Below are 12,398 nucleotides of genomic sequence, written 5' to 3' on the forward strand. Positions count from 1 at the left end.
AAAATCCTTTTTTTCAATTCATTTTTTGAATTTTTTTCACAAATATGATGGATGTTTGTGACATACCTTTGTAAAGGAGAAGATTTTAGGAGGAATCAAACATGGACATTCCAATCGCTTCTGGTGACACGTTCTGGCTGTATAGTCAAGTTTTCGGTGTGCCAATCAGGCTGATTATAGATTCTAATCCGGGTGTTAGCCCAACAAGCCTGATTGTGGGACGATCAGTTAAGATTCCTGGATTTGTCGAAGAGAGATACGTCATTCGCCCAGGTGATACATTATGGAATATTTCACAGCAGCAAAATGTACCTTTAACCTGGATTCAATTAAAAAATCGAACGGTCAATCCTTATCAGTTGCAACCGGGTCAAACCATTCTTCTTCCAAGAAAGGTCACCTGGCGGGTTGTGCAGGGTAGACAGGTATACAGCTATGAAGACATGATCAATGACATGAATGAATTACGGACGATCTATCCATTTATTCGTACTCGTTCCATCGGACAATCGGTCATGGGAAAAACCATACCCGAGATCACAGTGGGAATAGGCTCAAAAGTGGTTCATGCAAATGCCTCTTTTCATGCCAATGAATGGATTACGACTCCCATCATGATGACCTTTTTAAATGATTATTTGCTGTCACTCACCAATAACCAGCCAATTCGAGGATACTATCTCTATCCATACTATGAACAAACACTTTTATCTCTGGTCCCCATGGTCAATCCCGATGGAGTCAATCTCGTTCAGCAGGGACCACCTCAGGAGCAGCCTTATCGGAATCTGGTACTCCAGATAAACAATGGCCGTACCGATTTTTCCGGCTGGAAAGCTAATATAAGGGGGGTCGATCTAAATAATCAGTATCCGGCCCGCTGGGAAATTGAAAAAGGACGAAAAGTCCAAAACCCGGCTCCAAGGGACTATCCCGGGGAAGCACCGTTAACAGAACCAGAAGCCATCGCAATCGCTGAGTTAACGGGTCGCAGAAATTTTCAGAGATCCCTCGCCTTCCATACCCAGGGAGAAGTGATTTTCTGGGGCTTTTTAGGTCTGGAGCCCCCTGAATCAGAAAGGATCGTGAACGAATTTTCTAGGGTCAGCGGTTATACACCCATCCAATATGTGGACAGTTATGCAGGGTATAAGGACTGGTTTATCCAGATCTTTCGCAGACCAGGATTTACGGTGGAACTCGGAAGGGGAACCAATCCTCTGCCAATTGATCAATTTGATGAAATATATGAAGAAAGCCTCGGAATTTTTCTGGCCAATCTGTATTTGTAGTTTACATTCGTACCGGGTTCAGCTGTTTCGTAAGTCAACAGCCTTTATTGAGTAGCCAAAAGCTGATTTCTTCACCATGCAGCCATATTGATCTGCAAATCGATTCCATTTTAATAACAGAACTCGGGCACAAAAAATCAGTTGTGATGCGGAAGTTATTATGCTTCCTAAGGGGTGGGCTCCTATTCCATGATAAAAAAGCGCGGTCTCTATTTGTGAGGCCGCCCTTTTCACAATCATGATCAGCTATAGATTTCGCTCTAAAAATTCCAGACGATTTCCAAAGGGGTCAAATAGATAAAATCGTTTGGCGTCCGGGAGTTTATCATCGTCCTTTACGTTTATTCCCTGTCCGATTAAATGATTCCTGAGATTCTTCAAATTTTCAACATAAATAGCAGGATGAGCCTTTTTGGCAGGACGAAAATCCTTCTCCACCCCGATATGTATTTCCTGAGTGCCGCACTGAAACCAGACCCCTCCGTTTTTCTTTAATGCCTGGGGCTTTTCGATTTCTTCCATTCCTAGAATATCCCGGAAAAATTTGCGTGCATCGTTTTCACATCCTGGCGGAGCTGCCAGCTGGATGTGATCGAGTCCTCTAAATGAATAGGACACCTTTCTCACCCCTTTCCCGGAATGAGTAATGACTTACTTCACTTCCTTAAAATAGTCTTTTCTGAATCCCGCCATTTTTCCTGAATCATCTACAATAAAATAAAATTCGTCGGTTTCATTTTTGACGTCGTATACTTTTCCCGCTGTCAGTACGTTTTTAACCATGTATTTTGGGGCATCTGTATGAATACATTTGATTTTTTTAATGGTTTTGCTATCATACCATGTCTTATGAATCATTAGACTTTCCTCCTTACCCGTTCATTCCATTATAAAATTACCATAAATGATGAAAAATATCATTCATTGTTTTAAATCCTGACAGGAACCGGTTTCTGCAATGAGATTCCTTCCAGACTAACATGACAAGTTCTTGCATACAGATCAACACCGTTTTTTTCGGCATCCTGGAGAGCTGCGGTAAAATCCGGATCAATCCAGTGGGCCGGTCTGACGGTGTCTATATCCTCCCGCTGACAGACAAATAAAATACCCGTCTTTATATTCGAATGAATTCGAATCTCTCTCAGCTCCCGCACATGACGGGTACCTCTTTTCGTCGGTGCATCAGGGAAATAGCCGATACCATCCTTTTCAAAGGTCACGCTTTTAATTTCAAGAATATAGTTTTGTATTCCATGAGTCAACAAAAAATCCCATCGTGACCCTTGAAATGTATATTCTCGTTTCTGATATTGATAACGAGAAAACTCGGGCAGCCTATCCTGTTTTAACGCCCGCTCAATTAGACGATTGGGCAGGGTGGACCGCAGTGAAACCAGGACATCAGAGGATGGTTTTCGGACCAGTTCCGCTGTCCATTTCGTCTTTCGGTGGGGCACATCATGATATGAGAGATAAACCGTATTTCCTGGTATTAGCAGTTCTTTGAGCCGACCCGGATCTTGCAGGTGAACCGTAACCTGTTGTCCGTTAGCTGTTAACTTACAGGTCAAAATAAACCGGTTTTCCCTTTTTATAAAAACGGCTTCATGCAAGTCTTTTTCAAATGGGATAAACAATAAGATCCCTCCCATATTCCATTAATCCAGTGATTTATAAAATTCCCACTCATCCTGGATCAGTATGCCATTTTCCCCTGTCACGGGTATGGAAGGTTTGTATTTTCTGGCATGGCTGACCGCATCCAGATGAACGTTTACCAGGCGAAATCCTCTTTTTTGATAAAAACGAACGGCATGCAGGTTATCATTGGTTGTGATCAATTCGATTCCTGCACATCCCATTTCTTTTGCCCTATTTTCAACCAGATCGATCAGTTTGCTGCCAATCCCTTTTCCTTCTTCCAGACTATCCAGGGAAATGATTTCTATCGTGTTTTTCGTTTGATGAAACTGATAAGAAACCAGTCCAATGATCTTTTTCTGATCGTTGAGACAGATAAATCCGTCCAGATCGCGGATATGGTAGACTCCTGTGGAAACTACGATCTCCGCTGATGACCACTGTCTCATAAAAAAATGTTCGATTTGATCCATTTGATATTCTTGAAACGATATAAATCGCATGTTTATCTACTCCTTCCTTTTATCCCCGGTATGTGCGGCAGCATAAGCGGCAAAATCAATACAATCATGAGTACTCGAATTGTCTGCAGGGAGCCCACTACAGAAGGGTCTCCTCCGGCTGTTTGAGCCGTCAGCGCCATTTCAACCAGACCTCCGGGTGCAATGCTCAACATGGATGTGGCCATGTCCAGGGATGTCATGAGATGAAACAGATAGCCAAATATAAAGGATATGCCGATCACCACCATGGAGAGGAAACAAAAGATCAAAACATATCGCCCGGACTTGATCAGTTCTTTAACCGATACGGATTGACCGAGATAGACCCCCAGCATAACCTGTGCTCCGATACTGAATACATCCGGTAGCGGGTATGCTGGCAGATGGGCAATATTTAAAAAAGCTGTGCTCAGCATGGGAATGAGTATGTAATTGGCTGGCACCCGATTTCTTAAATGGTAAGCCAGATAAAAAAATAACGGATAGGCGAATACCGTCCAGAAAAGCGGATCATCTGTTTGTATGGCCAGAGATGCTCTTTGGCCAGTCTCCCCATGAGCAAAAAAATGAACGGCTGCAAACGGAACAATAAAAAGAACGGCCAGCAGCCGAACCGTATGAAAAATCGTTACGTATACGGTATTGCTTTTGATGGAATCACTGAGGGCAATCATGGCCGAAAGTCCGCCCGGTACAGCACCTAACATCCCTGTTGCGGCGTCCAGCCGAATTATTTTCGAAATCAAAAAACCGAATAACAGACTAATCGCAATTAACATAACCGAAAAAAGAAGGTATGGAACCACATACGGGCTGATCAGCTGAAAGGTATGATCCGTAAAGGTATTCCCAATCTCGATGCCAAGGATCACATAGCTGATATTTTTTAAAAACGTCGAATAAATGACCTTTTGAGAAAACGTGAACTTATATGCAATCATAGCCATGAGTGAACCCAGTATCCATGGAAGTGGGAGATGGAGAAAATAAAATATAATTCCGCCCAGCAATCCGGTGAAATATGTCATAAACAATCGGCCTGAACAAGATAACATGACTCTGATCTCCAATCATGTGAGATACATATCAAATTATAACACGTTGGTTGGGTAGTTGATTTGATTTCGTTTTATATATCGAATAGGCTAAAATCGGTTAATGGAGGGCATGCTTTTCCAGATTCGTCGACCATCCCCTTGAGTTTCTCTGGTTTTCTGCCCCACGGCGGACAGCTGAAGTGATTCTTTTTTCTATCAAAAAGAAGGACCATCTCAACAGCAACATCTTTGAGACAGCCCAGGACCCATCATCGAAGGATATAGTGCTGGTATATATGAAAAGAGCATGATAATTTTAATCAAATAAATATAGCAAATGACCGTAGCCTTCTTCTTCCATTTTTTCCTTAGGAACAAATTTTAAGGCTGCCGAATTGATACAGTAACGAAAACCTCCCCTGTCTTTCGGTCCGTCATCAAACACATGCCCAAGGTGGGAATCTCCCTGAAGACTTCGGACTTCAATCCGTCTCATACCATGGGATGTATCGAGACGTTCAGTGATATGCGACTGGTCGATTGGACGGGTAAAGCTAGGCCAGCCGCATCCGGCGTCATATTTGTCTCTGGAAGAAAATAGCGGTTCACCCGATACCACATCCACATAAATTCCTTCTTCAAAATGATCCCAGTATTCATTTTGAAATGGGGGTTCGGTTCCATTTTCCTGTGTGACGGTGTACTGCATAGGTGTTAATTGCTTCTTTAACTGTTGACGATCTTTTTTTGGACCCCAGGTGTTCAGAAGAAAATCCTGACGGCCGGATCCTTTTTTATACAGACGGTAGTGAAACGGATTTTTTTTGTAATAGTCTTGATGCTCCTCCTCCGCCGGATAAAAGGCCGATGCCGGCCGAATTTCTGTTACAATCGGATCCTTAAATACTTTGCTCTTTTCAAGTTTTTGTTTGGATGTTTCTGCTAATTGTTTTTGTTTTTCGTTATGGTAAAAGATGGCCGTTTGATACTGAGGCCCCCGATCATGAAACTGTCCCCCGGGATCGGTCGGATCGATGGAACGCCAGAAAAGATCTAGCAGTTTTTCGTATGGAAACAGGTCTGGATCAAAGGTAATCTGAACGGCTTCAACATGGCCGGTTTTCCCGGAACAAACCTCCTCATAGGAAGGGTTTTCGGTATGTCCCCCTGTATATCCTGAAACAATGTTATAAATGCCCGGCCTGGCATCAAATGGTTCAACCATGCACCAGAAACATCCTCCGGCAAATGTAGCAAGTTCCCGGTTGTTTTCAGTCAACATGAATCCCTCCTCTGGTCCATGTACTTGCAGCTTTTATCGTCATTGTCCACTGTTTTCAGGGAAAAATCAAGCTGTGTTTTCTTTATATGAACAATTTGGGTGTTGATGCTCCGTTTCCTCTGCGTCTAGATGGCCGAGTAGGCCTGGTTTTTTCTCCATCATCAGGTACTTCTATGGAAGCTAAATATTTTTCCAGTTCATCCTCTTCATATTCATAGTCTTTCTCTTCAACAACTGGTTCATCCTCAAGTTGTTTTTGATGTTCATCCGCTTTATTTTGGTCATCTTCTTCTATTTTCCCGTTTTCTTCAGATTCCAGGTCATCGGCTTCATTTAGTGCTTTCAGCATCTTAAACATGGCCGGAAGATTTTTAACCATTGGCCCGTATTGCCGGATCATAGGCACGGCCTGCTGGGCAAGCTTTAGCACTTGTTGTATATTATTTAACGTATTCGTTCCTCCCATCCCCCCTGTGGCCATTCCTCCTGGCATTTGTCCGGGCATTCCTCCGGTAAATCGAGATGGATTGGAACCTAAGCCCTGAAACAGTCTCTGAATCAAGTTTCCCTGTCTTCCCCCCTGGTAAGGATAGCCAAATGGCCCTGTTCCTCCCTGTCCGGGTCCTGACATAAATGGCGGTCCGCCCCGGGGTCCAGGGTTTCGTTTAAAGATATTTAAAAAACCTCCCCCGCCGCGATTTGCTCCCCCCATCATCGGTCCTTGCCCCATCATGTTTGGTGGCACGATGTCTACCTCCTTCCTTCAGCGAACGTACTACTTTACAGTACGAGAATATTCGGATCGAAGTGTAGGCATTTATGTATATTTGGGCGATATTTTTACTAATTCTAGTTTGAACGTTTGTTTCATATGAAGCGAATGGCGGACCTGATCCCTTCTCTGTATTCATTTATCCTGTCTCAACTGGTAACGGATTCATTGGAAGCTGCCAGTCGATGGGATTTTCTCCGATTGACTGGAGGAACTGATTGGTTTTTGAAAAGGGTTTGCTGCCGAAAAAACCACGGTGGGCTGAAAGGGGGCTTGGATGTGGTGATTCAATGATGAAGTGTTTATCGCGATCCACAGCCTTTGCCTTTTCCCTTGCGTTTCTCCCCCATAAAATAAATGCAAGAGGAACTTCACGCGCATTCAACACTTCGATGACCCGGTCGGTAAAGATCTCCCATCCCATTCCTCGATGGGAATTGGCCTGATGTGACCTTACCGTTAATACCGCATTTAATAAAAGGACCCCCTGTTTTGCCCAGTGAATCAAATAACCGTGGTTGGGAATTTGGAATCCGATATCATCCTGCAGTTCTTTATAGATGTTTTTTAAAGATGGGGGAATGTCAACTCCGGGTTTAACTGAAAAGCTAAACCCGTGTGCCTGATTGGGCCCATGATAAGGATCCTGCCCGAGAATAACTACTTTCGTTTTCTGATAAGGCGTATAATGAAAAGCATTATAAATATCATGCATATCCGGATAGATCGTTTTAGTCCGATATTCCCGGATCAGAAATTGCCGGAGCTTTTTGTAATATGGCTTTTCGAATTCTTTATGCAAATATGTATGCCAGTCATTTTTTAAGATTGGTGCCACTGTATCTCCTCCCCATTGTATAGCTGAAATATCTAGATAAACATAAAAATCCCCTGCTATGAATTGTATAGCAAGGGATGATCGTTGTACAGATGAAGAACTCAATTGCCTGTCTATTAAGCAGTAACTTCAGCATAAATCAGTGTTCCGATAAACCCGCTAAGAATGATCCCTAACAGCATAGTCGCCAACATATGAATCCCCCCAATAATGATTCCTTTCACTATTAGTATAAAGGAATCATGGATATCATCAGGGGATTACTTTTGGCGATTTTTTGAATACTTTTTGATCATTTTGTGGCATACCACAGGTCTCCTCAGCAGGACAATGGCTCAAATTATTTCCCCGGAAAGCGCAGAAAACGAATAGATCTGACAACAATTCGAGTAAACGCGGAGTTTTTCTGTCGTTAATTGATGTTATACAATGAAATTAATTGATACGTGCATATCGTACGATGATCCGTTAGAGTGATTTTGACAACTTTTGCTGTACCAATCTGGTCTGATGATTCAAAACGCATGACATCTATAGGCTGGTCAATCGGAAATAACTTATAACCATCAAACTCTATTTCAAACAAGTTGTCGCTCTCACTGATTCGTTTTTCTTTTCCTCCGGTAATGATTCGCCATTCCATTGAAAATGGTACGGACATTCAAGTCCCCTCCTTTATGTTACCGGTTCAGTCATAGGATTGTAACGATGGATCCTGCAGGTGAAGGCTGTATGTGTAATTTTGATTGAATTTCTTCTTTCAGTTTTGGAACATGGGAGATGATGCCAAGTATACGATTGCCATTCTGCAGTTCATGCAAGCAGGACAGGGCCTGCTCCACTGAGAGTTCATCAAGGGTGCCGAAGCCTTCATCGATAAACATCGTGTCCAGCTCCACCCCTCCTGCATGGGCCTGGACCACATCAGCCATTCCTAATGCGAGACTCAGTGCTGCCTTAAATCCCTCTCCGCCGGACAAGGTACGTACTGACCGTTTTTGTCCGGTATAATGGTCGATGACTTCTAAATCCAGTCCGCTCTGAGCTCCCCGTTTTGCTACCTCTTCACTTCTGATCAGCTCAAAGCGGTGATCAGTCATGCGGTCCAGACGAATATTCGCCTGAAGCAAAATTTCATCTAAAAATGACGATAATACAAAACGCTCCAGGGAAAGACGCTGATCATTATCCCCCCTGGCGAGCCTGGCCAGCTCACCGACATCGAAATATTTTCTTTCAAGCTTTTCCCTTTTCTTCTTCAATTCCTTTAAACGATGAATGCTTTTCTCATATTGTTTCCGTTTCCCATCGATTTGCTGGATTTCCTTCATGAGATCGTCTATTAATTCATTTAAATCGTCAAGCTGCTTTTCGATGGAAAGCAGATCTGGAATCTCTGTATCTTTTAATTTTTCTTTTAGGACCTGATAGCGTTCATTCGTTGCATACCATTGCTCTTCGTATGTTTTTATTTCCTTCTCCAGTTTTTCCTGTTCGAGCTGCTTTAATTTAGCATGTTGATAATCTTCTATGTTCTTGAATCCTTTTTCAATCAGCTGCCTGTAAAATTGTTTCTCAGCTTCTTCGAATTGATCCTGTTCGTTCCCTTTTTGTTCCTGCACTGCTGCCAGTTCAACCCTGGCCTTTTGAAGTTCTTCCTTTGTGTCCTCGTATTGTTTCTGAATGGTTTCCCATTGATTGATCATTTGCTTATAGGAGGATTTTTCTTGTTCGAGTTTTTTCTTCAACTCTTCCCCTGATAAGTTCGGATTGGTCATTTGTGTTTTTATATTTTCAATCTGAGACTCCAGACGAATCCATATCTCTTTTATATCATTTACTTCGTTCCGTTTTTTCTCAAACCTTTTCCGATCATCAGCCAGTTTCTTGCTCAGTTCTTTTTTTTCAATTATTTTTTGTTTTCGTTTTTCTAGCTGCTGTTTACTCTGTTCTAATTGGTTCATTTTATTCTGATATGTTTTGTTCCAGTCATTCGTGATTGCTTGAATCGCTGACAGGGAGAGGTCATCTTTTGTCAGATTCAATTCTTCCGCCATGTTTTCAATCAGCTGCTTCTGACTCTGTCCCAAAGATTCTATGCGCAAATATTCCCGTTGCCATTGCTCTTCTTGCTTTTCCAGGCGATTTAGTGTCTTACGGATATGCTCGATCTCTTCATCTGTTACGGATACACCTGAAAATTTTGCTTTTGCTGGGTGGTGAACAGATCCGCAAACCGGGCAGGGCTCATCTGGTTGCAATGAGCCAGCCAGAATAGCGGCCTGCTGCTGCTTTAGCTGTTCCTCAAGCTGAGACAGCCTGGCATCTATTTTTTCCTTTTCATCCCGGACATTGCTGTACTTGCTTTTGATTTCTTTATAATCTCCCCTTAACTTCTCAAGCTTTTGAAGCTCTTTCATGACATACTGTCCCCGGTCAATCAGCTGTTTCCATTCCTTTACGCTGGCTTCCAGCTCATAATGGGCCTGCACCAGCTCATCATCACTGTGATTTTCCTGCTCCAGCTGTTCCAGTCTGATTTCCTTTTGTTTCACTTGCTCATTCAGATCTTGATATTCTTTACGGGCTTTTTGATATTGCTGTTGGTATAATTGTTCATTCTTTTGCAGCTGATGGTACTGATCCATGAGTCGATATTCTTCTTCCAGGCTTTTGAGAAGTTCCTTTTGCTTTTCCCGATTGGGCTCAGCTTTTTTTTCATTTTCATATGCTTCTGCTACTTCAGCAAATATTTGTTCAAGTTCTGTCACTGCTGATGACTTATGCTTTTCCTTTTCAACAAGCTGTTCAAGTTCCTGTTTCCGCTGACTCAGCTGTTTTTCATAACCGGACAGCAACTCTGCTCTTCCGGCACTTTTTAAACGTTCCTGCTTATGAGAGATCTGTTCCTTCTGATCTTCTAACTCTTTGATTTTTGCGGACAGCTGTCCATACTCTTCAAATAATTGATGGATTTCTTTAGCTTTATAATAATCCTTTTGTTTTTCCTGTAGTTTCTTCCTCGTATGATCGAGCTTCTCTTTCTTCGTTCTCAGCTGTTTCTGTTCCTGCTCCTGGTATTCTGAAAGGAGACCGATGGCCTGATCAGAATCGGGAAGATCCTCTCCTTTTTCAAGACCCCATTCGTATTGCTGAATCTCCACTTTTTCCGTTTTTTGGATATCCATAATTTCTGCTTCCAGTGCTTTGCTTTTTTCAACCAGACGGTTGGTTATATCTTTATAAACATACGTCCGAAAGATTTTTTGTAAAATGGTTTCCCGTTCCCGGCTATTCTCTGAAATTAAGCGGCGAAATTCTCCCTGGGGAATCATGACCATTTTCCGGAACTGTTCATAATCCAGCTGCAATAGCTCCTCAATCGCTTCGTTGACGTCTTTGACCCGTGAATATAGAAGGCGTTTATCTCCATGAATATATTCATACAGTTCGGCTTTAGGCGGCTGTTCGGTAAATCCCTCTCCCCGCTCTTTCCGCTTGATTTGTTTAGGAGAACGGATGACTTCAAATTCTTTCTGCTGAAGCTGAAAACGAAACATCACTTCTGTTTGTTCATCAGGAGAAGCAAAATGGCTCCGCAGAGAATCCTGATCTCGATCGCTACCGGATGCCCTCCCGTATAACGCATAACACATCGCATCAAAAATGGTCGTTTTCCCCGCTCCTGTCGGTCCGGTTATTAAAAATAATGAATCGCCTGCTAACTGACGGAAATCAATGATCTGTTTGTCCTTATATGGGCCAAATGCAGACATGGTTAATTGAATTGCCCGCATATTACTTTCTCCTCTCCGCTTCCATCATTTCCTGTATCACTTCAGCGACCATTTCTTTTCGCTTTTCTGGGATCTCCTCGTTTTTCATATATTCATAGAAGGATGAGAACAGGTCGAGGTGGGACATTTGCTGCCTTTTTTTCACCTGATCGAGCTGCTTCAGGGATGGACCTCCCCTCCCCATCCGTTCAAGCCGTAAAATATTTGGATAATTTTTACGCAGTTTTCCTATTGGGTCCATGATTTGACCGTCATCGAGAAGACGAAGGTGAAGGTAATCATCGCTCGCTAAAGCCGGATCCAGCAATTCGTTCAGGAAGCCCTCTACGACCCGTACATCCCGCAATGGGCGAAGGGGGATTTTTTCAATCTGTTTAACTCCTCGGCCATCCAGTTCGATGAGCGTGAATGATTTCTGGTGATTGGCCTCCGAAAAGGAATACTTTAAAATTGATCCAGAGTAACGGATATGTTCATGTTTGACTTTCTGTGGCTGATGCAAATGCCCCAGCGCTGTATATGTAAAAGCTTCGAATAAAGAAGCATCTACGTATGGGGCTCCGCCGATCACGGAGAGGCGTTCTTCAGATTCAGATTCCATGCCACCAGCAAGAAAAGCATGTCCGACAAAGATATGCCGATCCTTATCCAGGTCATATTTGTCGGCAATCTGATTTGTAATTGCCTCCATCATTTCCTGGTGACTGCTAATTTGTTCATCCCCGAGAATGACCCTGGCTTCAGCGGGTTCCAGATACGGAATTAAGTGAAAATATACCGGTCCATGCTCATCCTTCAGTACAACCGCATTCAGGTCCGGGTCAAGCCTGGCCTGTATATACAGGTGCTGTCTCCTTAAAAGACCTGAACCAAAATCCATCCGGTCCGGACTGTCATGATTGCCGGTAACCGCAAGTACCGGTATGTTCATTTCCTGAACCATTGCTGTCAGAATATCATTCAGTAGCGTAACAGCCTCTTTTGGAGGAATAGCCCGGTCATATAAATCCCCGGCAATAATCACTGCATCCGGATGAATATCAGTCAGCCGATCCAAAAACTGCCTTAAAACATATTCCTGATCCTCTGTCATATAGACATTATGAATAATTTTGCCGAGATGCCAGTCGGCTGTATGGACGATTTTCATCTGTTCCACTCCATTAATCAAATGTTTGATCAAAAAAATTCGAAAAAATCCGATGGGATATGGGCGAGGGCCTTTCTTTCATC

The 12,398-nt window shown here is 42.9% G+C and carries 12 protein-coding genes; 1 reads left to right on the plus strand and 11 read right to left on the minus strand.

Features of this window, described 5'->3' with window-relative positions:
• Positions 1-101: 101 nt before the first annotated feature.
• A complete protein-coding gene (locus EDD68_RS03860) occupies positions 102-1,292 on the plus strand; it encodes a M14 family metallopeptidase (protein WP_132370929.1) in 1,191 nt (396 codons plus the stop codon).
• A 246-nt stretch (positions 1,293-1,538) separates the two neighbouring features.
• Here the strand turns inward: EDD68_RS03860 and EDD68_RS03865 are convergent, their stop codons facing one another.
• The 11 genes from EDD68_RS03865 to EDD68_RS03915 all read right to left on the minus strand — a co-directional run bounded on the left by EDD68_RS03865 (position 1,539) and on the right by EDD68_RS03915 (position 12,315).
• Positions 1,539-1,910 (minus strand): VOC family protein, encoded by a 372-nt coding sequence (locus EDD68_RS03865; RefSeq protein ID WP_132370930.1) that lies wholly within the window; start codon positions 1,908-1,910, stop codon positions 1,539-1,541.
• A 33-nt stretch (positions 1,911-1,943) separates the two neighbouring features.
• Positions 1,944-2,150, minus strand: a complete 207-nt coding sequence (locus EDD68_RS03870) for a DUF6501 family protein (protein ID WP_132370931.1) — start codon at positions 2,148-2,150, stop codon at positions 1,944-1,946.
• Between the two features lie 71 nt (positions 2,151-2,221).
• Complete coding sequence (gene sfsA, locus EDD68_RS03875) at positions 2,222-2,932, minus strand: DNA/RNA nuclease SfsA (RefSeq protein ID WP_132370932.1); 711 nt, start codon at positions 2,930-2,932, stop codon at positions 2,222-2,224.
• A gap of 21 nt (positions 2,933-2,953) precedes the next feature.
• Positions 2,954-3,439, minus strand: coding sequence for a GNAT family N-acetyltransferase (locus tag EDD68_RS03880; protein WP_132370933.1), 486 nt, complete (start codon positions 3,437-3,439; stop codon positions 2,954-2,956).
• A gap of 2 nt (positions 3,440-3,441) precedes the next feature.
• On the minus strand, positions 3,442-4,494 hold the full coding sequence (locus tag EDD68_RS03885) for an AbrB family transcriptional regulator (RefSeq protein WP_132370934.1): 1,053 nt from the start codon (positions 4,492-4,494) through the stop codon (positions 3,442-3,444).
• Between the two features lie 298 nt (positions 4,495-4,792).
• Complete coding sequence (msrA, locus tag EDD68_RS03890; protein WP_132370935.1) at positions 4,793-5,758, minus strand: peptide-methionine (S)-S-oxide reductase MsrA; 966 nt, start codon at positions 5,756-5,758, stop codon at positions 4,793-4,795.
• Between the two features lie 82 nt (positions 5,759-5,840).
• Positions 5,841-6,503, minus strand: a complete 663-nt coding sequence (vrrA, locus tag EDD68_RS03895) for a VrrA/YqfQ family protein (RefSeq protein WP_132370936.1) — start codon at positions 6,501-6,503, stop codon at positions 5,841-5,843.
• Positions 6,504-6,669: 166 nt separating this feature from the next.
• Positions 6,670-7,368, minus strand: coding sequence for a uracil-DNA glycosylase (locus EDD68_RS03900; protein ID WP_132370937.1), 699 nt, complete (start codon positions 7,366-7,368; stop codon positions 6,670-6,672).
• A 412-nt stretch (positions 7,369-7,780) separates the two neighbouring features.
• Positions 7,781-8,029: a DUF2584 family protein gene (locus EDD68_RS03905; protein ID WP_132370938.1), complete on the minus strand. Its 249-nt coding sequence runs from the start codon at positions 8,027-8,029 to the stop codon at positions 7,781-7,783.
• Positions 8,030-8,060: 31 nt separating this feature from the next.
• A complete protein-coding gene (locus tag EDD68_RS03910) occupies positions 8,061-11,165 on the minus strand; it encodes an AAA family ATPase (RefSeq protein ID WP_132370939.1) in 3,105 nt (1,034 codons plus the stop codon).
• Position 11,166: 1 nt separating this feature from the next.
• Entirely contained in the window at positions 11,167-12,315 is a 1,149-nt protein-coding gene (locus tag EDD68_RS03915; protein WP_132370940.1) for an exonuclease SbcCD subunit D, read from the minus strand.
• Positions 12,316-12,398: the final 83 nt, after the last annotated feature.

The organism is Melghiribacillus thermohalophilus (assembly GCF_004342905.1).
Lineage (GTDB): Bacteria > Bacillota > Bacilli > Bacillales > Alkalibacillaceae > Melghiribacillus > Melghiribacillus thermohalophilus.